The sequence below is a fragment of the Rhodospirillales bacterium genome (genome assembly GCA_016699855.1).
Classification (GTDB): Bacteria; Pseudomonadota; Alphaproteobacteria; order Reyranellales; family Reyranellaceae.
Window position 1 is genome coordinate 3,503,839 of the sequence record CP064988.1, and the last position, 24,147, is coordinate 3,527,985.

The 24,147-nt window shown below is 71.6% G+C and carries 18 protein-coding genes and 4 pseudogenes; 5 read left to right on the forward strand and 17 right to left on the reverse strand.

Annotation, left to right across the window (positions count from 1 at the left end):
* Window positions 1-291: 291 nt before the first annotated feature.
* Window positions 292-963 (reverse strand): dienelactone hydrolase family protein, encoded by a 672-nt coding sequence (locus IPK81_16465; GenBank protein ID QQS11173.1) that lies wholly within the window; start codon window positions 961-963, stop codon window positions 292-294.
* Between the two features lie 155 nt (window positions 964-1,118).
* Here IPK81_16465 and IPK81_16470 point away from each other — a divergent pair, with 155 nt between their 5' ends.
* Entirely contained in the window at window positions 1,119-1,751 is a 633-nt protein-coding gene (locus IPK81_16470) for an FMN-binding negative transcriptional regulator (GenBank protein ID QQS11174.1), read from the forward strand.
* Window positions 1,752-1,969: 218 nt separating this feature from the next.
* Here the strand turns inward: IPK81_16470 and IPK81_16475 are convergent, their stop codons facing one another.
* Complete coding sequence (locus IPK81_16475; GenBank protein QQS11175.1) at window positions 1,970-2,428, reverse strand: GNAT family N-acetyltransferase; 459 nt, start codon at window positions 2,426-2,428, stop codon at window positions 1,970-1,972.
* Window positions 2,429-2,603: 175 nt separating this feature from the next.
* Entirely contained in the window at window positions 2,604-3,560 is a 957-nt protein-coding gene (locus tag IPK81_16480; GenBank protein QQS11176.1) for a hydrogen peroxide-inducible genes activator, read from the reverse strand.
* 305 nt (window positions 3,561-3,865) lie between these two features.
* Between IPK81_16480 and katG the strand changes: the two are divergent.
* Window positions 3,866-6,075, forward strand: a pseudogene (gene katG / locus IPK81_16485) (catalase/peroxidase HPI).
* Window positions 6,076-6,407: 332 nt separating this feature from the next.
* Here the strand turns inward: katG and ychF are convergent.
* From ychF to IPK81_16540, 11 genes and pseudogenes are all read right to left on the reverse strand, one after another.
* Window positions 6,408-7,505, reverse strand: a complete 1,098-nt coding sequence (gene ychF / locus IPK81_16490; protein QQS11177.1) for a redox-regulated ATPase YchF — start codon at window positions 7,503-7,505, stop codon at window positions 6,408-6,410.
* 2 nt (window positions 7,506-7,507) lie between these two features.
* Window positions 7,508-8,176, reverse strand: coding sequence for an aminoacyl-tRNA hydrolase (locus IPK81_16495; GenBank protein ID QQS11178.1), 669 nt, complete (start codon window positions 8,174-8,176; stop codon window positions 7,508-7,510).
* A gap of 68 nt (window positions 8,177-8,244) precedes the next feature.
* Window positions 8,245-8,901: pseudogene (locus IPK81_16500) on the reverse strand (50S ribosomal protein L25/general stress protein Ctc).
* A 218-nt stretch (window positions 8,902-9,119) separates the two neighbouring features.
* A complete protein-coding gene (locus IPK81_16505) occupies window positions 9,120-10,052 on the reverse strand; it encodes a ribose-phosphate pyrophosphokinase (GenBank protein ID QQS11179.1) in 933 nt (310 codons plus the stop codon).
* Between the two features lie 189 nt (window positions 10,053-10,241).
* Window positions 10,242-11,276 (reverse strand): hypothetical protein, encoded by a 1,035-nt coding sequence (locus IPK81_16510; GenBank protein QQS11180.1) that lies wholly within the window; start codon window positions 11,274-11,276, stop codon window positions 10,242-10,244.
* 66 nt (window positions 11,277-11,342) lie between these two features.
* Window positions 11,343-12,116: a peptidoglycan editing factor PgeF gene (gene pgeF / locus IPK81_16515; GenBank protein QQS11181.1), complete on the reverse strand. Its 774-nt coding sequence runs from the start codon at window positions 12,114-12,116 to the stop codon at window positions 11,343-11,345.
* The gene (locus IPK81_16520) at window positions 12,113-13,246 is read right to left on the reverse strand and encodes an SAM-dependent methyltransferase (GenBank protein ID QQS11182.1); all 1,134 of its coding nucleotides are present in this window, start codon (window positions 13,244-13,246) and stop codon (window positions 12,113-12,115) included. Before IPK81_16520 ends, pgeF begins: the two co-directional genes overlap by 4 nt.
* Window positions 13,243-14,064, reverse strand: coding sequence for a prolipoprotein diacylglyceryl transferase (locus tag IPK81_16525; GenBank protein QQS11183.1), 822 nt, complete (start codon window positions 14,062-14,064; stop codon window positions 13,243-13,245). Before IPK81_16525 ends, IPK81_16520 begins: the two co-directional genes overlap by 4 nt.
* 43 nt (window positions 14,065-14,107) lie before the next feature.
* A pseudogene (gene rfaD, locus IPK81_16530) lies at window positions 14,108-15,099 on the reverse strand (ADP-glyceromanno-heptose 6-epimerase).
* 46 nt (window positions 15,100-15,145) lie between these two features.
* Window positions 15,146-16,252, reverse strand: coding sequence for a hypothetical protein (locus tag IPK81_16535; GenBank protein ID QQS11184.1), 1,107 nt, complete (start codon window positions 16,250-16,252; stop codon window positions 15,146-15,148).
* Window positions 16,253-16,335: 83 nt separating this feature from the next.
* Entirely contained in the window at window positions 16,336-16,755 is a 420-nt protein-coding gene (locus IPK81_16540) for a hypothetical protein (protein QQS11185.1), read from the reverse strand.
* A gap of 28 nt (window positions 16,756-16,783) precedes the next feature.
* Between IPK81_16540 and IPK81_16545 the strand changes: the two genes are divergently transcribed.
* Entirely contained in the window at window positions 16,784-17,041 is a 258-nt protein-coding gene (locus IPK81_16545) for an accessory factor UbiK family protein (GenBank protein QQS11186.1), read from the forward strand.
* Window positions 17,042-17,326: 285 nt separating this feature from the next.
* Window positions 17,327-17,833 (forward strand): YbjN domain-containing protein, encoded by a 507-nt coding sequence (locus IPK81_16550; GenBank protein ID QQS11187.1) that lies wholly within the window; start codon window positions 17,327-17,329, stop codon window positions 17,831-17,833.
* A 14-nt stretch (window positions 17,834-17,847) separates the two neighbouring features.
* Here IPK81_16550 and IPK81_16555 read toward each other — a convergent pair whose 3' ends face one another.
* The 3 genes from IPK81_16555 to IPK81_16565 form a co-directional block, all read right to left on the reverse strand.
* Complete coding sequence (locus IPK81_16555; protein ID QQS11188.1) at window positions 17,848-20,295, reverse strand: GcvT family protein; 2,448 nt, start codon at window positions 20,293-20,295, stop codon at window positions 17,848-17,850.
* A 13-nt stretch (window positions 20,296-20,308) separates the two neighbouring features.
* Complete coding sequence (locus IPK81_16560) at window positions 20,309-21,457, reverse strand: beta-lactamase family protein (protein QQS11189.1); 1,149 nt, start codon at window positions 21,455-21,457, stop codon at window positions 20,309-20,311.
* A gap of 74 nt (window positions 21,458-21,531) precedes the next feature.
* Window positions 21,532-21,720 carry a hypothetical protein gene (locus IPK81_16565; GenBank protein ID QQS11190.1) on the reverse strand — a complete coding sequence of 63 codons (189 nt, stop codon included), beginning with the start codon at window positions 21,718-21,720 and terminating at the stop codon, window positions 21,532-21,534.
* Window positions 21,721-22,041: 321 nt separating this feature from the next.
* Here IPK81_16565 and IPK81_16570 point away from each other — a divergent pair.
* Window positions 22,042-24,147, forward strand: a pseudogene (locus IPK81_16570) (hydantoinase/oxoprolinase family protein).

Here is a 24,147-nt window from a genome sequence, read left to right on the forward strand (position 1 = left end):
GATAGCTGGCGCGGTATGCGGTCCAAGTGTCGCGGTACGCGGTCTCGCCCGGAAAGGCACGGCGTCCTACGGGACACCCACCGCGTCCTGGCCACGAAAAGCAAACGAGTAGAGAGCGACCATGGCACGACGATTGCCCGCCTAGGGGTCCCATCATCGGAGCGCCCGCTCCATTCGACGAGTCTATGGTTCGGACACGGTTATGGTATTTCCGCGGAACTACCATAACCGGCTCGGCCCACACTCGCTCGATCCCTGCCCGTCGTCAGCGGCGACGGCGCGCGATTCGCGCTACCCCAGATGCTTCGCGAAGAACTCCAGCGTCCGGCCGTACGCCGTCTTGGCGGCCGCCGCGTCGAAGCTGCCGCGCTCGTCGCAGTGGAAGCCGTGGTCGGCGGCGTAGTCGTAGATCGTCACCCCGGGATGCAGCGACCGCAGCTCGTTGACGTGCGTCATCGGGATGTGCGCGTCCTTGTCGCCGAAATGCAGCATGGTCGGGCATTTCGGCGTTTCGGCGCGGGCGCCGTGGATGCCGCCGCCGTAGTAGCCGACGGCGCAGTAGACGCCGAGCTTGCAGGCCGACAGCCAGGTCACCGTGCCGCCCCAGCAGAAGCCGGTGATCCCGACCTTCTTCGCGCCCTTGGCCTTGAGGGCCGCGATCGCCGCCTCGACGTCGGCCAGCGGTTTCTCCATGCCCAGCCCCATCACGTGGCCGCGGCCCTCGGCGATGGTCTCCGCCGTGTAGCCCAGCTCGATGCCGGGCTTGATGCGGTCGAAGAAGGCCGGCGCCAGCGCCACGTAGCCGTCGGCGGCCAGCCGGTCGGTCACGGCGCGGATGTGGTGGTTGACGCCGAAGATCTCCATCACGACGACGACGTATCCCTTCGGCGCGCCGGTCGGCGTCGCCAGATAGGCGCCGATCTCGACGCCGTCCTTGCTCTTGAGCTTGATCATCTCGCCCATGGTTTCCTCCGGTGAATTGGACGCGGCAGAATAGGGCGGATCGCGACGGCCGGACAATTATCTTGTCCCGGTGGGCCGCGTTGCCGTTGCGGCGGCGGCGCGGCGGTCCCAGATAGCCGCCCCGCGCGGGGACGCGCGGAACGAGGGAGTCGACGATGTACGTGCCGGCGATGTTCAGCCTGACCGACGCCGAGGCGATCCGGGCGCTGATGCGCGCGCGTCCCTTCGCCACCGTGATCTCGACCGGCGCCGATGGCGCGGCGATGATCTCGCATGTGCCGCTGATCCACGAGGAGGACGGCAGCGCCGACGGGATCCTGATCGGCCATCTGGCGCGCGCCAATCCGCACCAGCGTCTTTTCGACGGCAAGCCGGTCGTGGCGGTGTTCCACGGCGCCAACGCCTACATCTCGCCGACCTGGTACGAGTCCGCCGACATGGTGCCGACCTGGAACTACCAGGCGGTCCACGCCCACGGCGTGCCGGTGCCGGTGGCCGACGACCATGCGGCGTTGGAGATCGTCGCGAAGCTGTCGGCGTACTTCGAGGCCGGGCTGCCGAAGCCGTGGACCATCGACAAGATGGCGCCGGGCAAGGCGCTGGCGATGATGAAGGGCATCACCGCCTTCACGATGAAGGTGACGCGCTTTGAGGGGAAGTCGAAGCTCGGCCAGAACCGCACGCCCGCCGACCAGCGCGGCGCGGGCGAGGCGCTGCTGGCGCGGCCCGGCGCCGACGACCGCGCCATCGGCGCCCTGATGCGCGACGCCGCCGCCGCGCGCTCGTAGGGCGCGCCGCTCCGGCGCGCCGTCGGCCGCCCGACGGGCGGGGCGCGAGCTGTCGCGCGCTTTCAGCGCGCGGCCGGCCACCCATCCACTTGTCATCCCGAGCGCCGCGAGGGATCCAGGCGCGGTTCCCTGGATCCCTCGCGGCGCTCGGGATGACAGTGGGGTCGTTCGCGCGGCGCTGAAACCAAGCGAGCGCCGCCAAGCGGGGCCGGGTATGGCTACGCCAGGCGCTTGCGCATGAAGACGGTGGTGCCGATCGCGGCCGTCGTCCGCCGGTGCTCCGCGTAGCCGCGCTTGGCGTAGAACGCCACGTTCGCGGCGAAGGCGGCGTTGGTGTAGAGCCGCAACTCGTCGAAGCCGAGCGTCCGGGCGAGTTCGTCGGCGTGCGCCAGCAGGCGTTCACCGAGACCCTTGCCCTGCTGGTCGGGCCGCACCGCGACGTTCTCGATCAGTAGGTGGTCGGCCTCGGGGATCGTCTCGATCAGCGCCAGCAATTCGCCGCCGGACTCCAGCAGGTCGACGAGGTGCGCCGCGACGGCGTGGTCGTAGTCCGCCGCCATCGGCAGCGGCTCGCGGCCGATCAGCGGCACCCATTTGGCGTAGGCCGCGCGGGTCAGCGCCCGCACCGCGGCGGCGTCGGCGGGCGTCGCCCGTCTGATGGTCGTGTCTCCGGTCATGGTGGAGTCCAATCGCTGCGATGGTTCCGAAAATGAAAAGGCCGCGCACCCGGCGCGGCCCGACGAACGACGCTGGGCGCGCGTCATCGTCCTCGCGCCATCCGGCGGGGAAGGCGGCGTCGGCGTCGGTTCGCGGTCGGGACATTGACGGGCATCGGGCCCCCGGTGGCGGCGTTCATCGCGCCGTCCGACGATGGGATTTTTCCGCCGCGCGCGCAACGGTATCCTGCTGGACGCCGGCGACGTCGCGCACCGCCTCGCCGAGCAGGCGGAAATGCGGCGCCCGTGGCGACGTGGCGCGCCACGCCAGCCCGATGCGGCGCGACGCCTCGCGGTCCTCCAGCGGCCGCGTCTCGACCCGCATGCCGCGCAACGCGCCGGCCGCCACCGCCATCGCCGGCAGCAAGGTCACGCCCAGCCCGGAATCGACCATCTGGATGAGGGTCGAGAGGCTGGTGGCCTCGACCGCGCGCGCCGTCTCGCGGGCGTCGAGCCGGCACACCGACAGCGCGTGGTCGCGCAGGCAGTGGCCCTCCGTCAGCAGCAGCACCGTCTCGGCGCGCAGCGCCGCCAACCCCACCGCCGCGCGCGCCAGCAGCGGATGCCCGCGCGGCGCGGCGAACACGAAGCGGTCCTCGAAGCAGTCGAACGCGGCCAGACGCGGCAGGTCGTAGGGCAGGGCGATCAGCGCCACGTCGATCGCGGCGGCGTCGAGCTGCGCCACCAGGGTCGCGGTGCGCTCCTCGACCAGGAACGGCCGCAGCTTCGGGAAGCGCCGCCGCAGGCGCGGCAGCAGGCGCGGCAGCAGGTAGGGCGCCACCGTCGGGATCACGCCGACGCGCAACGCGCCGGCCAGCGGCTCGGCCTCGTCGCGCGCCAGCTCGACCAGCTCCTCCGAGTCGGCCAGCAGGCGCCGGGCGCGCTCCAGCACGCGCTCCCCGGCCGGCGTGAAGGCGGGGCCGCCGCGGCGGCGCTCGATCAGGGTCGCGCCGAGGGTCGCCTCGAGCTCCTTGATGCCGGCGCTGAGCGTCGACTGGGTCACGGCGCAGCGCGCCGCGGCGCGGCCGAAGCCGCCGGTGTCGGCGATGGCGACGAGGTAGCGGAGCTGGCGCGGGCTTGGCAGGTCGATCATCGAATTAATCGATCATAAACATGATATCAATCAATTAGTACGCTGATGTCCGGACGTCTACATCGTCGGGGGCGCTTGAGGCGCATCGACCACCTGGAAAGGATCTCCCATGCCGACCGTCGGCGGCGCCTCCCGGCCTTCGACCGCGCGGCGGCGCTCGACGCGGCGGCCTGACATCCGCCCGCGCGCTCCCCATATCGTCAATGGGCGGCGCGCGGGTATCGAGGCCGGAGGGCCCTTCGGGGAATCCTCGGCCATCGACCGCGGACCCTGTTCAACCACCCCAACTGCGATCGGAGAGAGCTATGAGCGGAAGTGACGCCGGCAACGCCGGCAAATGTCCAGTGGTCCACGGCGCCCGTCCCGGCGCGATGTCCGGGCGGCGGTCGAACCGCGACTGGTGGCCGGACCAGCTGAACCTCGCGGTCCTGCACCAGCACTCCGCGAAGTCCGATCCGATGGGCGCGGCGTTCGACTACGCCGAGGCGTTCAAGAAGCTCGACCTCGAGGCCCTGCGCAAGGACCTCCACGCGCTGATGACGGACTCGCAGGAATGGTGGCCGGCCGACTACGGCCACTACGGCCCGCTCTTCATCCGCATGGCGTGGCACAGCGCCGGCACCTACCGCACGAGCGACGGCCGCGGCGGCGCGGCGCGGGCCAGCAGCGTTTCGCGCCGCTCAACAGCTGGCCGGACAACGCGAACCTCGACAAGGCGCGCCGCCTGCTGTGGCCGATCAAGCAGAAGTACGGCGACGCGATCTCGTGGGCCGACCTGATGATCCTGGCCGGCAACGTCGCGCTGGAGTCGATGGGCTTCAAGACCTTCGGCTTCGGCGGCGGGCGCGTCGACGTGTGGGAGCCGGAAGAGGACATCTACTGGGGCGCCGAGCGCACCTGGCTCGGCGACAAGCGCTACAGCGGCGACCGCCAGCTCGACGATCCGCTGGCCGCCGTCCAGATGGGCCTGATCTACGTGAACCCGCAGGGGCCGAACGGCGTGCCGAGCGCGGTCGCGGCGGGACGCGACATCCGCGAGACCTTCGCGCGGATGGCGATGAACGACGAGGAGACCGTCGCGCTGGTCGCCGGCGGCCACACCTTCGGCAAATGCCACGGCGCCGGCCCCGAGTCGCATGTCGGCCGCGAGCCCGAGGGCGCGCCGCTCGAGGCGCAGGGCCTCGGCTGGCTCAGCTCCTTCGGCACGGGCAAGGGCGCGCACACGATCACCAGCGGCATCGAGGGCGCGTGGACCCCGACGCCGATCAAATGGGACAACAGCTACTTCGACACGCTGTTCGGCTACGACTGGGATCTCGTGAAGAGCCCGGCCGGCGCCTGGCAGTGGGTGCCGACCAATCCGGCGGCGGCGACCACGGTGCCGGACGCGCACGACCCGTCGAAGCGGCACGCGCCGATCATGACGACGGCCGACCTCGCGCTGCGGATGGATCCGATCTACGAGCCGATCTCGCGCCGCTTCCACAAGAACCCCGACCAGTTCGCGGACGCCTTCGCGCGCGCCTGGTACAAGCTGACGCACCGCGACATGGGCCCGCGTTCGCGCTATCTCGGCCCGCTCGTGCCGGCCGAGGAGCTGCTGTGGCAGGACCCTCTGCCGGAGGCCACGCATCTGCCGATCGACGCGCGCGACGTCGCGGCGCTGAAGGAGGCGATCCTCGCCTCCGGGCTCTCCATCTCAGACCTGGTCTCGACCGCGTGGGCGTCGGCGTCGACGTTCCGCGGCTCCGACAAGCGCGGCGGAGCGAACGGCGCGCGCCTGCGCCTGGCGCCGCAGAAGGACTGGGAGGTCAACCAGCCCGCCCGTCTATCGTCCGTGATCGAGAAGCTCGAGGCGGTCCAGAAGGCGTTCAACGACGCGCAGGGCGGCGGCAAGGCCGTCTCCCTCGCCGACCTGATCGTGCTCGGCGGCTGCGCGGCCGTCGAGCGCGCCGCGAAGGCCGCCGGACACGACGTGGCGGTCCCGTTCACGCCGGGACGCGTGGACGCTTGGCAGGAGCAGACGGACGTCGAATCCTTCGCCGCGCTCGAACCGGTCGCCGACGGGTTCCGTAACTACGTCAAGGCGGGCCCGCGCGCGCCGGCGGAGGCGCTGCTGGTCGACCGCGCGCAGCTGCTGACGCTGACCGCGCCCGAGATGACGGTCCTGGTCGGCGGACTGCGGGCGCTGGACGCGAACGCCGGACGGTCGAAGCACGGCGTCCTCACGACGCGGCCGGAGGTCCTCACCAACGACTTCTTCGTGAACCTGCTCGACATGGGCACGGTGTGGTCGGCGGCTGCGGACGCCGACGGCGTGTTCGAAGGACGCGACCGCGCCAGCGGCGCGTTGAAGTGGACCGGCACCCGCGTCGATCTCGTCTTCGGGTCGAACTCGCAGCTGCGGGCGCTGGCCGAGGTCTACGCCTGCGACGGCGCCGGCGCGAAGTTCGCGCGCGACTTCGTGGCCGCGTGGACCAAGGTGATGGATCTCGACCGCTTCGACCTGGCCTGACCGGGACGGGCGCGGCCTTTGTACTGTCGCCTACGGCCGGAGCCGAGAAGGCACGCGGGCCCGAAAAAGTCGGTGGGTGCCCGTCCACGGTCTTCGGCCTGTCTTCCCTTCTCCCCCGTCATCGGGGGAGAAGGTGGCGCGTGGCGCCGGATGAGGGGCGCGGCGCCGCCGCCAAGTACGATCGTCGTCGTGGGGCACGGACACTCCGGCCGACGGTGAGGGCGAAGGCCCCTCATCCCCGCCGCGGCGTACCTTCCGGCACCTTTTCCCCGATGACGGGGAAGACCGGGAAGAACGCAGCCTATGCGATGGCGCTCGGCATGAAGCCGGCGTCAGACGTTGAAGCGGAAGTGGTAGATGTCGCCGTCGTGGGTGACGTATTCCTTGCCTTCGAGCCGCAGCTTGCCGGCGTCGCGCGCGCCCGACTCGCCGTTGAACGCGACGTAGTCGTCGTAGGCGATGGTCTCGGCGCGGATGAAGCCCTTCTCGAAATCCGTGTGGATGGCGCCGGCGGCCTGCGGCGCCTTCGAGCCGCGGCGCACCGTCCAGGCGTGCGCCTCCTTCGGCCCGACCGTGAAGAACGTCACCAGATCGAGCAGCTCGTAGCCGGCGGCGATGACCCGGTTCAGGCCGGTGTCCTTGAGCCCGAGCGAGGCGAGGTACTCGGCCTGGTCCCCGGCCGGCAGCTGCGCCACCTCGGCCTCGATCGCCGCCGAGATCACGACGTGCGGCGATCCGACCGACTTCGCGTACTCGGCCGCGCGCGCGCTGATGGCGTTGCCGGTCGCCGCCGAGGCCTCGTCGACGTTGAGCACGAACATCTGCGGCTTGGCGGTCAGCAGCTGCATGCGGCGCACGACGGCGCGCTCCTCGTTCGACACCTCGACGGTGCGCGCCGGCCGTCCGTCGCGCAGCGCCGCCACGACGCGCTCCATGATGGCGGCCTCGGCGGCCGCCTCCTTGTCGCCGATCTTGGCCTTCTTCTGCAGGTTGGGCAGGCGCTTCTCGAGGCTGTCGAGGTCGGCCAGCATCAGCTCGGTCTCGATGATCTCGGCGTCGCGCACGGGATCGATGGTGCCGGCGACGTGGGTGATGTCGCCGTCCTCGAAGCAGCGCAGCACCTGGGCGACGGCGTCGACCTCGCGGATGTTGCCGAGGAACTGGTTGCCCAGGCCCTCGCCCTTGCTGGCGCCTTTCACCAGTCCGGCGATGTCGACGAACTCCAGCTGCGTCGGGACGATCTTGGCCGAGCCGGCGATCGCGCTCAGCTTGTCGAGCCGCGGATCGGGCACCGCCACCCGCCCGACGTTGGGCTCGATGGTGCAGAACGGATAGTTCGCCGCCTGCGCCGCCTGGGTGGCGGTCAGCGCGTTGAACAGCGTCGACTTGCCGACGTTGGGCAGGCCGACGATGCCGCAATTGAAACCCATGATCAGTCCTTCTTGGCCGGTCCGGCCGTCGGAATCGCGGTCGTCGTCGGGTCGGCCGCCGCCTTCGGCTCCTTCGCCGGCCTCGGCGCCGGCGGGTGCACGAGGAACGCGACCCGGCTCATGAACTTCTCGTCGTCGACCACGGCGCCGGTGGCCAGCAGCGGCGCCTCCGAGGCGATCGCGTCCAGCGCCTTCGGCAGCCAGCCCTCGCGCTCGGCCTTGGCGAAATCCTGCAGCACGTAGCCCAGCACCAGGTCCTTGTGGCCGGGATGGCCGATGCCGACGCGCACCCGGCGGTAGTCGCGGCCGAGATGGGCGTCGATGTCGCGCAGCCCGTTATGGCCGCCGGCGCCGCCGCCGGTCTTCACGCGGATGCGGCCCGGCGCCAGGTCGAGCTCGTCGTGGACCACCACGATGTCCTTCAGCTCGATCTTGAGGAACCGCGCCGCCTCGCCGACCGATTGGCCGGACAGGTTCATGTAGGTCTGCGGCTTGAGCGCGAGCGCCTTCTCGCCGCCGAGCGTGCCCTCGGCGGTCTCGCCCTGGAAGCGCTTGCGCCACGTCGAGAAGCCATGGCGGCGGACGATCGCGTCCACCGCCATGAAGCCGATGTTGTGACGCTGCGCGGCGTGTTTGGGCCCGGGATTCCCGAGCCCGACCAGCAGCAGCATGGCGTCGGGGCGGCGCGCGCCGCCCTACTTCTTGCCGGCCGGGGCCTTGGCGGCGGCCGGAGCTGCCGCGCCTTGCCACCGGCCGCCGGGGCGGCGGCAGCGGCGCCCGCCGCCGGAGCCGCCGCCGCCGCCGCCGGGGCGGCCTCGGCCTCGCGGCCGACGGTCGGCGGCGCGATCGAGGCCACGGTGGCGTCGGACTCGCGGCTCAGGACCTTGACGCCTTCCGGCAGCTTCAGGGTCGAGCGGTGCACCGTGTCGCCGATCTCGAGGCCGGTCAGGTCGACCTCGAAGAACTCCGGGATCATGTCCGCCCGGGTCCGCACGGTGATGGAGTGCAGGATGATGTTGAGGATGCCGCCGCGCTTGATGCCGGGCGACGCCGTCTCGTTGCGGAAGTGCACCGGCACGTCGACCGTGATGATCGAGTTGGCGCCGATCCGCAGGAAGTCGAAATGCAGCGGCTTGTCGGTCACCGGATCGAGCTGCACGTCGCGCGGCAGCACGTCGAGCTTGGTGCCCTCGACGTCGATCTCGATGCGGTGGTTGTAGAAGCCCTCGCGGCCGATGCGCCGCAACAGCTGCTTGGGCTCGACCGAGATCGGCAGGGGAGGCTGCTTGTCGCCGTAGATCACGGCCGGAATCAGGCCGTCGCGACGCGCGGCCCGGGCGCCCCCTTTACCGGCCCGGTCCCGCTTCTTCGCGGTGATGGTGGTGGTCTCGGACATCGTCCGCTTCTCCTCTAGGCGCCCGCGGGCGCCGTCGCCACGGACCGGGGATATCCCGGCCCGCTCCGTCCCGGACCGGCCTCCAGGGGTGCCGCGCCCACGAACGTGCGCGCCGCCGGACGGAAGCCCGGCGGCGGCGGGGTGGTTCAACACGATTCGGGGACGGGCGTCAATGGTGGGTGGGAGGCGCGGCCGGGACGCGCGCCCTTCCACGTTTGTCAGTCGAACAGGCTCGACACCGAGCTTTCGTCGCTGATCCGGCGGATCGCCTCGGCCATCAGCGGGGCGATCGAGAGCTGGCGGATGTTCTGGGAGCCGCGCACCGCCTCGGTCGCCTGGATGCTGTCGGTGATCACCATCTCGGTGATCGGCGAGGCCGCGACGCGGGCGACCGCGCCGCCCGACAGCACGCCGTGGGTGACGTAGGCCGAGACGCCGGTGGCGCCGGCGCTCTTGAGCGCCACGGCGGCGTTGCACAGCGTGCCGGCCGAATCGACGATGTCGTCGACCAGGATGCAGTGGCGGCCCTCGACCTCGCCGATGACGTTCATCACCTCCGACACGCCGGCCCGCTCGCGGCGCTTGTCGATGATGGCCAGATCGACGTCGAGGCGCTTGGCCAGCGCGCGGGCGCGCACCACGCCGCCGACATCGGGCGACACCATCATGAGGTTGGCGCCCTTGTAGCGTTTGGCCATGTCGTCGGTGAAGATCGGGCCGGCGAAGAGGTTGTCGAGCGGGATGTCGAAGAAGCCCTGGATCTGGCCGGCGTGCAGATCCATCGTCAGCACCCGGTCGGCGCCGGCCTGGACGATCAGGTTGGCCACCAGCTTGGCCGAGATCGGCGTGCGCGGGCCCGATTTGCGGTCCTGCCGGGCGTAGCCGTAGTAGGGCATGACGGCCGTGATCCGCCGCGCCGAGCTGCGGCGCAGCGCGTCGACGATGATCAGCAGTTCCATCAGGTTGTCGTTGGTCGGGAACGACGTCGATTGCAGGACGAACATGTCCTCGCCGCGCACGTTCTCGAGGATCTCGGCGAAGACCTCCATGTCGGCGAAGCGTCGGACGTTGGCCTTGACCAGCGGCAGCCCCAGCGCGGTGGCGATCGCCTCGGCCAGCGGCCGGTTGCTGTTGCCGGTCAGAATCTTCATGCCGCAGCCCCCGAACGCTTCGCGTCCACCCGGTCAACACCTTGAAATATCGACCGTTTTCGCTACGCCCCGACCGTAGCGCGGCGGAACATAGCCACCTTCGCGGAGGGGCGCAACACAAGCGCCGACATCATCAACAGATGGAAGCGGGGGCGTCGCGCCGCCGCGGCCCCGGGCCCATCGCGGCGGTCACCGGGCGCGGTTGAGGAGCGTCACGACGCCCTCCGACGCGGCCAGCGCGATGATCGGGGCCAACTCGCCCCAATGCCCCGTCAGGCTGCCGGCGCGCACGTTGTTCGATTGCGCGAGGTCGCCGACCTCGGCGCCGTCGCCGCGCTTGAGGACCCAGCGGATCGTCAGCCGCTGGCGGCCCTCGACCGCGGCGCCGAGTTCGACCGTGCCCTGGAGCTGGAAGCCGCCGGGCTCGTTCTGGTCGACCAGCACGATCTGGCTTTCGCCCAGAGCCCGGCGCATCGCCGAGGTGAGCGCGCGGTTGCCCTCGTCGCCCGCGCCGGTGACCGCCATGACGCGCACGCGCGGCGCCGACACGGCGGCGGCCGACACCGGCCCGCCGCCGGGCGCGGCTGACGCCGCTGGCGACACCGTCGGCTTCAGCGACGCCGGCGTCACGCCGGGCGGCTCGGGCGGCGCAGCGGGCTCGGCCGGCAGGTGCGGCGTCGCCTCGGCCAGCACCGAGAGCGGCGCGAAGCGCGGATCGGCGCGGCCCTGCAGGCGGGCGATGCGGAACGCGGCCTGCTGCGCGATGCGCGAGACCAGCCGGTCGTCGCCGTCGTACCACTCCCGCGGCGTGCCGATCACCGACTGCTCGATCGTCGCTGGCGCCTTGCCGGCCGGGTCGCGGATCGTCCACAGGATGTCGATGCGGACGTCGCCCGCGAGATCGCCGGTGCGCACCGTCGAGTCGACGCGCCGCGCCGCCGGCGCCGTCGCGGTGTCGTCGCCGCGGATCGGCAGGGCGACGATGCCGTAATCGCGCAGCGCCACGGCGACGGCGGCCGCCATCTTGGCGGCCAAGTCCGGCCGCGGGCCGACCGGCGGCGGAAACACCAGCTCGACGGGCTCGCGGCCGCTCCCGGGCGGCGGCAATTGACGGGCGCGGCGCTCCGGATCGGAGGCGGATTTCGGCGTGCCGCCGCATGCCGCGAGGACGGCCGCCGCCAGGATCGCCGCGAGCGCCGCGCGCGCGGCGCTAGAGCAGCGCACAGGTCGCCACCATGCCGAGGAGGCACATCGCGCCGAGCATGACGAGGTAGGGCATGGCGCCGCGCCTCAGTCGACCAGAGCGATCGCCGACAACCCGCGGCCGTACTCGCGTTCGCCGTTCAGCGTGTTGCGCCGGTAGCTGAAGAACTGGCGGTCGTTCGCCAGCGTGTCGTGGCCGCTGTCCTCGGCGACCGCGACGCCGAGCAGACGCAGGCGGCGCAGCAGGTAGCCGGGCAGGTCGAACATGGAATGGCCGGCGCGCGCCGCCGGCGCGAAGAAGCCGGCGTTGCCGGAATCCTGCGCCAGGAACGGCGCCGGGAACTCGGGACCGACCTCGTAGGAGTCGCGCGCGATGCACGGACCGATGGCGGCGTGCACGCGGTCGCGCCGCGCGCCCAGCGCCTCCATCGCCGCCACCGTCGCCTCGACCACGCCGCCCAGCGCGCCGCGCCAGCCGGCGTGCGCGGCGCCGATCACGCGCGCGCCGGGATCGGCCAGCAGGACCGGCGCGCAATCGGCCGACAGCGCGCCCAGGGCGATTCCCGGCACCGTCGTCACCATGCCGTCGGCCTGCGGCGCGCCGGGTGAACGCCACAGATTGGCGCCGTCGACATGGATGATCCGCGCGGAGTGGATCTGGTGCAGCGTCAGGAGGCGGTCGGCGGCGAGGCCGAGGCGGCCGGCGGCGCGGGCGCGGTTCTCGGCCACGTTGGCGGGCGCGTCGGCCGATCCGTAACCGCAGTTCAAGGACGCGAAGATGCCGTCGCTGACCCCGCCCTCGCGCGTGAAGAAGGCGTGGCGCACGTGCGGCACGCGGGACAGGGCTTGCGAGGCGATCACGGTTCCGTCCCGTCCGGCGTGGAGGAGTGGCGGTGCGCGCCGGCCGCGAAACCCGGCGACGGCGGGGTCGCGGGATCGCGCAGCGCCAGCGCGCGGAACAGCGTGCCCATTTGGTCCGGCGCGATCAAGCGCCGCGCCGCGGCGTCGATGCCGGCGGCCTGCGCGGGGCTCGCATGGCGCTTCAGCGCTGCGGCGCGGGTGGCGATCCCCAGCGCCTCGAGGAAGTCGCCCTGTCCTGCCGGCCCGTCCACGACAGCGCCGGCGGCGCGCGCGGCGGCGGCGACCGCGGCGAAGTCGACATGGGTGGTCAGGTCGGCCTCGCCGATCGAGTCGAAGACGTCGATCTTCGCGTGCCGGCGCAGCGCCTGCAGGGTGTCGCCATGGGTGCCGCAATCGTAGCCGTAGTCGACGATCAGCGCCGCGCCGCGGCGGCGCGCGACGCGTCCCGCGACGGCGGCCGCGAGCGCGCGCGCCGCCGTCGAGATCTCGACCACCGATCCGGGGCGCGCGTCGGCGGCGATATCGGCCGGCACCAGCGGCGCCAGCGGCGAGGGGCCGGGCGCCAGCGCGAAGACGAAGCGGCCGTCCGACGCCAGACCGACCATGCGCTCGGCCCAGCCGAACGGCGCGCGCACGAGCTGGCGCGTCGGCAGGGCGTCGAGGAACTCGTTGGCGACCAGCAGCAGCGGCGCGTCGTCCGGCGCGTCGTCGAAGCGCTCGTGCCAGACCGGCCGATGGCGCTCCAGCGCCGCGCGCTGCGACTCGCGCAGCGTCGCGTCGATCTCGACGAAGTGGAGGCTGAGCGCGTCGTGGAAGCCGGCGACGCCGCGTGTCGCGCGCAACGCGTCGGCCATCAGCGTGCCGCGGCCGGGGCCGAGCTCGACCAGCCGCACCGGCGCCGGGCGGTCCATGGCGATCCAGCGCTCGGCCAGCCAGGCGCCGACCAGTTCGCCGAACATCTGGCTGATCTCCGGCGCCGTGGTGAAATCGCCGTCGGCGCCGACCGCGCGGGCACGGCGGTAGTAACCGAGGGTCGGATGCGCCAGCGCCTCGGCCATGAACGCCGCGACGGTGACGGGCCCGGTGGTGGCGATGCGCCGGCGCAGCGCATCCGCCAGCCTGGTCGTCATGCGCCGGTCGCGACCGGCGCCCCGCGGCGCGCGCGCGCGATCAGCCACAGGCCGGCCGCCAGCAACGGCAGCGACAGCACCATGCCCATGGTGAGCCAGCCGCCGGCCAGGTAGCCGAGATGGGCGTCCGGCTCGCGCCACAGCTCGCCGGTGATGCGGGCCAGCGCGTAGCCGGCGAAGAACACGCCGCAGATGAACCCGGGCCGTCGGCGCAGGCCGAGGACGCGCCACGCGACGACGACGACGGCGAACAGCAGCGCGCCTTCGAGCGCGGCCTGGTAGAGCTGGCTGGGGTGGCGCGGCGCGAGCAGCGGATCGCGCGGGAATACCATCGCCCATTCCACGTCGGTCCGGCGGCCCCAGAGCTCGCCGTTGATGAAATTGGCCAGCCGCCCGAGGCCGAGGCCGATCGGCGCCACGATTCCGAGCACATCGGCGAAGCGGAAGCGGTCGATGCCGTGGCGTCCAGTGTACCAGAGGCCGGCCGCGACCACGCCCAGCAGGCCGCCGTGGAACGACATGCCGCCTTCCCACACCGCCAGCGCCTTGAGCGGGTTCGCGAGGTAGAAGCCGGGCTTGTAGAACAGCACGTAGCCCAGCCGTCCGCCGAGGATGACGCCGATCGCGGCGTAGAATAGGAAATCGTCGACGTGCGCCGGCGTCATCACTTTGGGCGGTGCCGCCACGACGCGCCGCGCCAGCCGCCACGCGAGCACCAGACCGAGGATGTAGGCCAGCGCGTACCAGCGGATCGCGAACGGCCCGACCTCGAACAGGACGGGGTCGATCTCGGGGAAGGGGATGACTAGCGGAAGCATCGGCGCGGTGTACAAGGCGGGCGCGCGGCTGTCACCCGCGCGGCTACAGGTGCGGGTCGCCCGTGGCGAGGAACCCGCGCACGTAGCGCGCGACGCCGTCCTCCAGCGGCGTGAAGGGCCGCGTGTAGCCCGCCGCCCGCAGCCGCTCGATCCGCGCCTCGGTGAAGTACTGGTAGCGGTCGCGGATCGCCGCCGGCGTGTCGACCCAGTCGATCGCCACCGGGCGGTCCATGGCGGCGAAGACGGCGCGCGCGAGATCGAGGAAGCTGCGAGCGCGGCCGGTGCCGATGTTGAACAGGCCGGCGACGCGCGGCTGGCCACCGAGCCAGAGCGTCGCCGCGACGCAGTCGTCTATATGGACGAAGTCGCGCAGCTGGCCGCCGTCGGCGTAGGCCGGGTTATGCGAGCGGAACAGCGTCGCGCGGCCGGTGTCGCGGATGCGTTCGAACAGCGTCACCGCCACGCTGCGCTGGCCGCCTTTGTGGTGTTCGTTCGGGCCGTAGACGTTGAAGAATTTCAGACCGGCCCAGGACGGCGGCGCCGGCGCGCCGGCCGCGACCAGGCGCAGGACCTCGAGATCGAAGCGGTGCTTGCTGCGGCCGTAGGGGTTCAGCGGCTCGAGGCGGCGCAGGGACTGGCCGTCGAAGGAATCGTCGAAGCCGTGCGCGCCGTCGCCGTAGGTCGCCGCCGACGAGGCGTAGACGTAGGGGACGCCGCGCGCCGCGCAGAACCGCCACAGCGACAGCGGCAGCGCGACGTTGACGCGCTCCAGCAGCGCCTCGTCGGTCTCGGTCGTGCTGCTGATCGCGCCGAGATGGTAGATCGCCGACACGTGTGCCGTCCGTCGCGCTCGAGGAAGTCCTCGAACGCCTCCGGCGGCACGATGGCCGCGATGTTGCCCCGCTTGGCGATGTTGAGCCGCTTGGCGTCGTGGTCGAGCCGGTCGACGACCACGACCTTCGGCGCGCCGGCGCGCTCCAGCCCGGCGACCAGGCACGACCCGATGAACCCGGCGCCGCCGGTGACGACGATCATGCCGCGCTTATAGGCGCCGCCGAGTCGCGGCGGCAAGGCGGAGCGGTCACGTCCCGCGCCGGTCGGCGAGGCGGCGGAAGGTGAGCTCCTTGAACACCTCCCTGTCGTCCTGGTCGGCGCCGATGTTGAACGGCACGTGGTCCGGCGGCGTCCAGACCGTGCCGTCGGGAAGCTCGACCGGGAGCCTGACGCCGGCGCCGCGGCAGGGGCTGTCCGGCAGCAGCTCGAAATGTCCGTTCAGCGGGTCGGCGAACATCGGCGCGCCGTGGACGCCGTCGAGCCGGTGGTAGCCGCAATGGCGGAGCTCGGCGGGCCACGCCTCGTGCTGCACAAGGTCGTTGGTGAAGGCGATGTCGAGCTTGCGCCACTCCTTGGTGAAGAACGGCGCGGCGCCGGTGCCGCGCGGCTCCTTGTGCTTGCCGAACGGCTTTCCGGTGCCGCAGGCGGACGGTTTCTCGCCGGGGAGGTATTGGCAGAACGCGATCGCGTTGTTGTGGTGGCGCAGGCGCGCGAGCGCGCCGTCCTTGAAAAGGTGGCTGCGCAGGCACCAGCTGTTGTTGAAGACGTGGATCGGACCGTCGTAGCGGCCGATGTCGTCCTCGTGGGCGAGCAGTTTGAACACGGCGCCGGAAAGGTCCGGCTCGGCGCCCGGCGCCGAGCGGAACCAGCCGGTGTTGGCGAAGATGTAGAAGTGGCCGGCGCGGAACAGCTCCAGCGAGAACCATTTGTGGCAGTCGACGAACGCGTTGTGGTGGATCCACCAGTTGCGCGCGCGGCTCTCGGGCTCGATCGGGTTGTCGCGGACGTTGGAGAAGGTGCAGTCGTGGACGTGGACGTCGCACGCGCGGTCGCCGGAGAGGTCCTCGTTGAAGAAATGGATGCCGTTGAACGCGTGCTCGACGGCGCAGCCGTCGAACTCGACGTCGCCGGGTATGTCGTAGCCGTTGAAGAACGAGCCGTCGTAGAGTCGGTAGCCGCCCGTGCCGGGGCCGACGCCGTGGACCTGCGCCCAGCGCACCTTGTTCCACAGGTCGTTCCGGGTCACGTCCTGGAGCCAGTGGCATCGCCGGAATCGCAGGCGGCGCGTGCCTTCGGCCGCGGGCCGCGCCTCGCGTCCGATGGCGTAGAACGCGTAGCTCGACCCCCGCGTCATGACGCGGTCGAACAGGATGTCGCGGCACTGGTCGAGATGGACCGCCGTCGGCCAGCAGTTCTCGAAGTGCAGGTCGCGGATCTCTACGTGCTCGCAGTCGCGTAGCCGCAGCGTTGCCTCGCCTGCCAGCGTGTAGACGCCGGGGTATTTTCGGCGCGGATCAGTTTGTCCGATTCGGCCTCGACCCGGCCGCGGAAGGTCTCGAACGCGGTCCCGCCGTCGAAGCGGGAACCGCCTGCGCTGTCGATGCCGAAGCCGCTTTCGGCGGCGCCTGCGAGCGTGATCGGCGCGTCCGCCTTTCCACGCAGCCCGTGGATCTCGCCGGCGCCGTACCGTCCCGGCGCCAAGCGGACGGTCATGCCCGGCGCGGCGCCCTGGACGACCGAGACCCAGTTCTCCGGATTGGCCTCGACGACCGGCATGCGCGCTCCGATGGAAATACCCGCGGAATCGACGGGAACATTGCGCGGATCGCGACGGATGGGCAAGTTGGCCCCGCCCATTCCCAGACGTCCGCCGGGAGCGACGACCATGCAGACCCGAAACCCCATCCTCGACGACATCGCCAAGGTCGCGACCGGCGCCGCCAGCGCCTTCGGCGGGCTGCGCGGTGAAGTCGAGCAGCGCGTGCGCGACCAGCTCGCGCGCGTCCTCGACGGCATGGAGTTGCCCAACCGCGAGGAGTTCGAGGTGGTCAAGGCGATGGCGGTCAAGGCGCGTGAGGAGAACGAGGAGCTGCGGGCCCGGATCGCGGCGCTCGAGGCGCGCCTGGACGGCGCCCAGCGCTGAATCGTGGCGACGCGATTCGCAGACCGGAATTCGGCCGGCCATCCTGATTCTTTTCTGTCGCTGGACGCGAAAAAGCCCTTACCCACAAGGTGAAACCGTCGAATCCACATCGCGGATTCTTGCGCCCGGATTCGCGGCGTGGCAGGCTAGATCAAGTGGATCCCACCCGGTGATCCACAAAATACGGGGCAACAATCCGTCCTTGATGGACCCTCTTCGACGGTCAGGTCGTCACCACAAGACGGCCGGCGGTCGCCATCGGGATTCCGGGGGAGTACGCGTCGCATGGCGCTGTCGCAGCGGGAAAGAACCCGGTCGAAGGCGGTCAATCCGCTCGAACTGATCGAACGGGTCGTGCAGGCCAACGACTGGCCGTTCGACCGGACCAGCGATCGCGAGATCGCGGCCGAGGTGGCGGGCAGGTGGTGCGACTACCGCCTGTTCTTCGCGTGGCGCGACGACGTGCACGCGCTGCACTTCACCTGCGCCTTCGACGTGCGCATCCCGCCGGAGCGGCACCGCGAGGTGCACGCGCTGCTGGCGATGGTGAACGAGAAGCTGTGGCTGGGGCACTTCGACCTGTGGTCGGAGGAGAACCTGCCGATGTTCCGGCACTCCATCCCGCTGCGCGGCACGGCCGGGCTGTCGCCGGAGCAGCTCGAGGATCTCGTCGAGATCGCGATCGGCGAGTGCGAGCGGTTCTACCCCGCGTTCCAATACGTGGTGTGGGCCGGCAAGACCCCGGGCGAGGCGCTCGCCGCCTCGATCCTCGAGACCGTCGGCCGCGCCTAGGCGGCATCCGTCGGTCAGCCGCGCACGGCCTTCGTGGTGTCGAGCGGCGGCTTGAGCGAGACGCGGCAGGGGTGGCGCTCGCACGCGATCTCGATCTCCCAGTTTCCGGCCGCCAGCCAGGCGGTGTCGACCCCCTCGGCGCGCGTGACGTGGCCGAGGCCGACGCCGCGGCCGACCGTGTGGCCGAACATGCCCGACGAGGTGATGCCGACGCGCTCGCCGTCGCGCCACAGCGGCTCGTCGTGCAGCGGCAGCGGCGCGGGATCGTCGAGCACGACCGACACGAGGCGGCGCGGCGCGGGTTTGCCGCGCCGGGACAGCAACGCCTCGCGGCCGATGAAACCGCCGGGCTTGCCGTAGGCGACGGCGAAGCCGAGGCCGGCCTCGATCGGAGTCGTGTCCTCGGAGATGTCGTGGCCGAAATGGCGGTAGCCCGCCTCCAGTCGCAGCGAGTTCATCGCGTGGTAGCCGGCGAGCCTGAGCCCGTGCGCCTCGCCCGTCTCCAGCACCGCGTCGAACACGCCGGCGGCGAACTCGGTGGGCACGTAGAGCTCCCAGCCCAGCGCGCCGACATAGGTCAGGCGCGAGGCGCGTACGCGGGCGTGGGCGAGGTCGATCTCGCGCGAACCCATGAACGGGAACGCGGCGTTCGAGAAATCCTCGTCGGGGCACATCAGCGCCATGAGCGCGCGCGAATTCGGTCCCATGACGCCGAGCACGGCGTATCCCGACGTCACGTCGGTGACGGCGCAGCGCGCCTCGCGCTGGATGTTGCGCCGCAGCCAGGTCAGATCGCGCGTCTGGCACGCGGCCGAGGTGACGACCAGGAACGCCTCGGCGGCGAGGCGCGTGACCGTGACGTCGGCCTCGATGCCGCCGCGCGGATTGAGCCACTGCGTGTAGACCACGCGCCCCGGCGGCACCGCGACGTCGTTGGCGCAGATGCGGTTGAGGGCGGCCTCGGCGTCCGGTCCCTGCACGAGGAACTTCCCGAACGAGGTCTGGTCGAACAGCGCCACCGCCTCGCGCGCGGCGCGGTGCTCGGCGCCGGAGTGGTCGTGCCAGTTTTGGCGGCCGTAGCTGTACTCGTACTCCGGTGACGCGTCGGGTGGCGCGAACCAGTTGGCGCGCTCCCAGCCCGCCGTCTCGCCGAAGCAGGCGCCCAGCACCGCCAGCCGGTCGTTGAGCGGCGAGCGCCGGACGCCGCGGGCGGTCTCGACCTGGCGGTGCGGCCAGTGCATGGCGTAGAGCAGCCCGAGCGTCTCGGTCGTGCGGTCGCGCAGATAGGCGCGGTTGCGCTGGAACGGCATGACGCGGCGGATGTCGACGTCCCACAGGTCCATCGGCGGATGGCCGTGCACGATCCAGTCCGCCAGCACCTTCCCCGCGCCGCCCGAGGACTGGATGCCGATGGAGTTGAACCCTGAGGCGACGAAGAAGCCCGGCAGCTCAGGCGCCTCGCCCAGCAGGTAGCGGTCGTCCGGCGTGAAGCTCTCCGGGCCGTTGAAGAAGGTGCGGATGCCGGCCTCGCCGAACCGCGGTACGCGGTGCGCCGCCTTCTCGAGCTGCGGCGCGATGTGGTCCATGTCGACGGGCAGCGTGCCGAACGCGAAATCGGCCGGCGCCGCGCGGTGGTCCCACGGCCGCGCCACCGGCTCGAACCAGCCGACCAGCAGCTTGCCGGCGTCCTCCTTGAAATAGTTGGCGCCGTCGGGATCGCGCAGCACCGGCGTGTCCGGCGACAGGCCGGCGATCGGCTCGGTGACGACGTAGAAATGCTCGGCCGCGTGCAGCGGCACCGCGACGCCGGCCATGCCGCCGATCTCGTGGCCCCACAACCCGGCGCAGTTCACCACGATCTCCGCCGCGACGTCGCCCGCCGTGGTGCGCACGCCCGCCGCGCGGCCGTTCCGGACGACGATGTTCGTCACCGCGACGCCCTCGACGATGCGGGCGCCGCCATCGCGCGCGCCGCGCGCCAGCGCCATCGCGGTGTCGACGGGATTGGTCTGTCCGTCCTTGGGGATGAACAGGCCGCCGACGACATCGTCGACGTTGAGCAACGGCCATTTGGCGCGCGCCTCGGCCGGCGTCAGCAGATGCGCTTCGAGGCCGAAGTGCCGCGCCATCGAAGCGCCGCGGCGCAGCTCCTCCCAGCGGCCCGCCGTCGCCGCGACCGCCAGAGAGCCGCGCTGCTTGAAGCCGGTGGCGACGCCGGTCTCGGCCTCCAGACCGGCGAACAATTCGGCGGTGTACTTCGCCAGCCGCGTGAGATTGTGGGTGGCGCGGAGCTGGCCGACCAGTCCGGCGGCGTGCCACGTCGTGCCGCTGGTCAGCTTCTGCCGCTCCAGAAGCAGCACGTCGCGCCAGCCGCGCTTGGTCAGATGATACGCGACGCTCAGCCCGGCGATGCCGCCGCCGACGATGACGACGCGGGCCTGCGACGGCAGGGAGGGGTCCACGGGCGGCGCTCCGTCACAGCGACTTGTAGATCGCCGTCTCGAAGTCGCGGAACACCCGCATCGTGCGCGGATCGAAGAACGGCAGCACCTGCGTGGCGAACACGCCGGTGACGCGCCTGGTCGGATCGACCCAGAAGAACAGATTGCCCAGCCCGGCCCAGGACAGGCTGCCCGGCGCGCGGCCCTGCGGCGTGGTCCCGGTGTTGATCAGGAACGTCAGGCCCCATTTCTGCTTCATGCCCGGCCAGAAATCGGCGAGCGCGGAGCGTTCCGGAACGAAGCTCTGGAGCGGCACGACGTCGATATCGCCGATGCTGTTGCGCGCCATCTCGGCCATCGTCTCCGGCCGGACCAGCGGCGCGCCGCCGGCCAGCAGGGCGCGGGTGAAGGCGAGGTAGTCGGGCACCGTGCCGAACAGTCCGCCGCCGCCGCCGAAGAACTCGCCGCGGTCGGGCCGGTCGAGGACCATCGGACGCAGACCGCCATCGGCCTCGCGCTGGTGCACCGTGGCGCGCCGCGCGCGCTGGTCGTCGGACTGGATGAAGGCGGTGTCCTTCATGCCCAGAGGCGCGAAGATATGGCGCTTGAAATAGGTCTCGAGGTCCTCGCCGCTGGCGGCCTCGACGGCGCGGCCGGCCCAGTCGATCGAGATGCTGTACTCCCACGCCGTACCGGGATCGAACGTCAGCGGCATGTTCATCGACGACAGCTTGCCGGAGGACAGGCCGGGGATGCCGGTGACCTCCTGGTAGCGCTTGATGTCGGCGTTCCACGTCTCGTAGCCGAAGCCGGCGGTATGGGTCAGAAGCTGCCGCAGCGTGATCGCGCCCTTGGCCGGCCGCAGCCGCGGCTGGCCGGCGGCGTCGAAGCCCTCGAGCACTTTCGGCGCCGCGAGATCGGGCAGCAGCTCCGCGATCGGGGCGTCGAGCGACAGCTTGCCCTGTTCGACCAGCTGCATCGCCGCGGCGCCGGTGATCGCCTTGGTCATCGAGAACAGCCGCAGCGTCGTGTCGAAGCCCATCGCCTCGGGCTTGTCGAGCGCGCGCTTGCCGAAAGCGCCCTGGTAGACGATCCCCGAATCGGTGGCCGCCATCGCCACCACCCCGGGAACCTCGCCCGACGCGACGGCCGCGCTCAGAAGGTCGTCGATCGCGCGCGTCATGCCGCTTCCCCCATCGTGGTTCCGGCAGAGCCTACGTCACGATGACGCAAATGCCGATAGGGTCCGTCGCGGCGTCACACCGCGCTTCGCGGGTGGTTCTGGAGGCGGATCTTCTCGATCGGCTCGAACTGCGTCTCCAGCAAGTCGATGCGCTCCTCGATCTCGTCGAGGATCTCGCGCACGAGATGGCGCGAGACGTAGTCCGACGCCGCCTCGCGGGCGGCGCTGGCGCCGATCAGATCGTCGCGCCCGGGGCCCTCCATCGAGAGGTCGGCGCCCAGCCCTCCGGCGTGGCCTCGCGCACGGTTCTCGCGCAGGGCGTCGCAGATGCGGATGTAGTGGGGACGCGCCCGTTCTCCGACCTTCCGCCGTCGCGCCGCACTCTCCGAAATCTGTGGCGGCGGTGCGGCGCTTCGGAAATTGCGAAGCATTCGCAAGTGCAACAATGCGAATGCTTTCCTTGACCGCCCCGCATTTGGCGGGAGGGCGCAGGGCGGCCGAGCCCGGGAATCGGTTTGTTTTTCACCGACCCGGCGCCCAGTATGAACCGGCGTTCAAAGCATCCACAGGCGCGGGGCGGCTTCATGCGGGTCGGGGTGGAAGTCGGCGGCACGTTCACGGACCTGGTCGCGGTCAGCGGTGGCCGGGTGGTCGTGACCAAGGTGCCGAGCACGCCGCGCAGCCCCGATATTGGCGCCTTGGACGCGCTGCGCGCCTCCGGCCTTGATCTGGCCGCCATCGCCGACCTCGGCCACGGCTCCACGGTCGCGACCAACGCCGTGTTGGAGCGGAAGGGCGCCAAGATCGCCTTCGTCACCACGGCCGGCTTCCGCGACCTGCTGTTCCTGCAACGTCACGACCGGCGCAATATCTACGATCTCGCCTACCGCAAGCCCGAGCCGCCGGTGCGGCGGCGGGACTGCTTCGAGGCGCCGGAGCGGGTGCGCGGCGACGGCGGGGGTGGAGACCCCGCTGGACGAGGCCGACGTGCGCGCTGTCCTGCTGCCGGCGCTGGCGGCGGGCGGTTACCGCGCCGTGGCGGTCTGCCTGCTCAACGCGTACGCCAATCCCGCGCACGAGAAGCGTCTCGCCGAACTGATCCGCGCCGCGCTGCCCGACACGCTGGTGACGTGCTCGCACGAGGTCGCGCGCGAGTTCCGCGAGTTCGAGCGTGCCTCGACGACGGTGCTGTCGGCCTATGTCCAGCCGGTGATCGACGGCTATCTCGACCGGTTCGAGCGGACCCTGGCGCGCGACGGCTTCGCCGGCCGCTTCACGGTGATGCAGTCCAACGGCGGCCGGCTGCCGGCGTCGGCGATGCGGCGCGGCGCCATCACCGCGCTCTACTCCGGTCCGGCCGCCGGCGTGGTCGGCGCCACGCGCCAGGTCGGCGCTCCGGCTTCCGCGATCTCGTGACGTTCGACATGGGCGGCACCAGCACCGACGTCTGCCTGGTCGAGAGCGGGCGGCCGTCGCTGGCCTCGGAGACGGAGATCGACGGCCTGCCGATCCGCACGCCGGTGCTCGACATCGTGTCGGTGGGCGCCGGCGGCGGCAGCATCGCGTGGATCGACGACGGCGGTATGCTGCGCGTCGGACCGCGCAGCGCCGGCGCCGATCCCGGTCCCGCCTGCTACGGCAAGGGCGGCGTCGAGCCGACCACGACCGATGCGCAGATCGTCGTCGGTACGATCCGTCCGGGCTCCTTCCTCGGCGGCCGCATGACCTTGGACGCCGCCGCCGCGCGCGCCGCGTTCGAGCCGATGGCGGCGCATTTCGGCATGTCGGTCGAGGAGGCCGCCGCCAGCGCGCTGCGGCTGGCCGACGCCAACATCGTGCGCGCCATCCAGCTCGTCTCGACCGAGCGCGGCCGCGATCCGCGCGACTACGTGCTGGTGCCGTTCGGCGGCGCCGGGCCGCTGCACGCCGCCAAGGTCGCGGACGACCTCGGCATCCGCACCATCGTCGTGCCGCCCAACGCCGGCGTGATCTCGGCCTACGGGCTGGTGGCGTCGGACTACACCAAGTTCGACACGGTCACGCGCAAGATGGCGCTCGACGAGCGCGCCGCCGGCGCGGCGACGGCGCTGTTCGCGGAGATGCGGGCGCGGCTGGCGGCGCAGTTCGTCGACATGAATCTGGCCGGCGACCTGGTCTACACGCACACCTTGGAGATGCGTTTCGTCGGCCAGGCCTTCGAGGTGCCGGTCGAGGTGCCCGCCGACCGCGCGGCGGCGATCGACGGGGCGTGGCTGCGCGCCGCCTTCGCCGAGGCGCACCACCGCATGTTCATGCACGGCGCCGGGCTCGAGCGCGCCGTCGAGATCGTGGCGCTGCGGGTCGGCGCGACGCTGCCGATCGGCGCGCCGCCGCCGCTGGAACGCGACCGCCTGCCGCCGCGCGACGCCGAGAACGCCCGCGTGTTCGAGGGCGGACGCTGGATCGATTGCGCGCGGCACGCCGCCGAGGCGCTGGCGGCGGGCGCGGTCATCGCCGGCCCGGCGGTGGTCGAGGGATACACCGCCACCACCTACGTCCCGCCGGGCTGGACCGCCACGGTCGACGCGCAGGACAACATGGTGGTGGTGAAGGAAGATGTCATCCCGAGCGCAGCGAGGGATCCAGGCGCGGTCCCTGGATCCCTCGCTGCGTTCGGGATGACAGGCGTGCCATTGCGGAGAGGAAGCTGA

What these genes read in the sequence shown, in the direction of transcription:
- IPK81_16465 (QQS11173.1), bottom strand. Translation starts at nt 963, where the DNA reads ATGGGCGAGATGATCAAGCTCAAGAGCAAGGACGGCGTCGAGATCGGC.
- IPK81_16470 (QQS11174.1), top strand. Translation starts at nt 1,119, where the DNA reads ATGTACGTGCCGGCGATGTTCAGCCTGACCGACGCCGAGGCGATCCGG.
- IPK81_16475 (QQS11175.1), bottom strand. Translation starts at nt 2,428, where the DNA reads ATGACCGGAGACACGACCATCAGACGGGCGACGCCCGCCGACGCCGCC.
- IPK81_16480 (QQS11176.1), bottom strand. Translation starts at nt 3,560, where the DNA reads ATGATCGACCTGCCAAGCCCGCGCCAGCTCCGCTACCTCGTCGCCATC.
- ychF (QQS11177.1), bottom strand. Translation starts at nt 7,505, where the DNA reads ATGGGTTTCAATTGCGGCATCGTCGGCCTGCCCAACGTCGGCAAGTCG.
- IPK81_16495 (QQS11178.1), bottom strand. Translation starts at nt 8,176, where the DNA reads ATGCTGCTGCTGGTCGGGCTCGGGAATCCCGGGCCCAAACACGCCGCG.
- IPK81_16505 (QQS11179.1), bottom strand. Translation starts at nt 10,052, where the DNA reads ATGAAGATTCTGACCGGCAACAGCAACCGGCCGCTGGCCGAGGCGATC.
- IPK81_16520 (QQS11182.1), bottom strand. Translation starts at nt 13,246, where the DNA reads ATGACGACCAGGCTGGCGGATGCGCTGCGCCGGCGCATCGCCACCACC.
- IPK81_16525 (QQS11183.1), bottom strand. Translation starts at nt 14,064, where the DNA reads ATGCTTCCGCTAGTCATCCCCTTCCCCGAGATCGACCCCGTCCTGTTC.
- IPK81_16535 (QQS11184.1), bottom strand. Translation starts at nt 16,252, where the DNA reads ATGACGCGGGGGTCGAGCTACGCGTTCTACGCCATCGGACGCGAGGCG.
- IPK81_16540 (QQS11185.1), bottom strand. Translation starts at nt 16,755, where the DNA reads ATGGGCGGGGCCAACTTGCCCATCCGTCGCGATCCGCGCAATGTTCCC.
- IPK81_16545 (QQS11186.1), top strand. Translation starts at nt 16,784, where the DNA reads ATGCAGACCCGAAACCCCATCCTCGACGACATCGCCAAGGTCGCGACC.
- IPK81_16550 (QQS11187.1), top strand. Translation starts at nt 17,327, where the DNA reads ATGGCGCTGTCGCAGCGGGAAAGAACCCGGTCGAAGGCGGTCAATCCG.
- IPK81_16560 (QQS11189.1), bottom strand. Translation starts at nt 21,457, where the DNA reads ATGACGCGCGCGATCGACGACCTTCTGAGCGCGGCCGTCGCGTCGGGC.
- IPK81_16565 (QQS11190.1), bottom strand. Translation starts at nt 21,720, where the DNA reads ATGGAGGGCCCCGGGCGCGACGATCTGATCGGCGCCAGCGCCGCCCGC.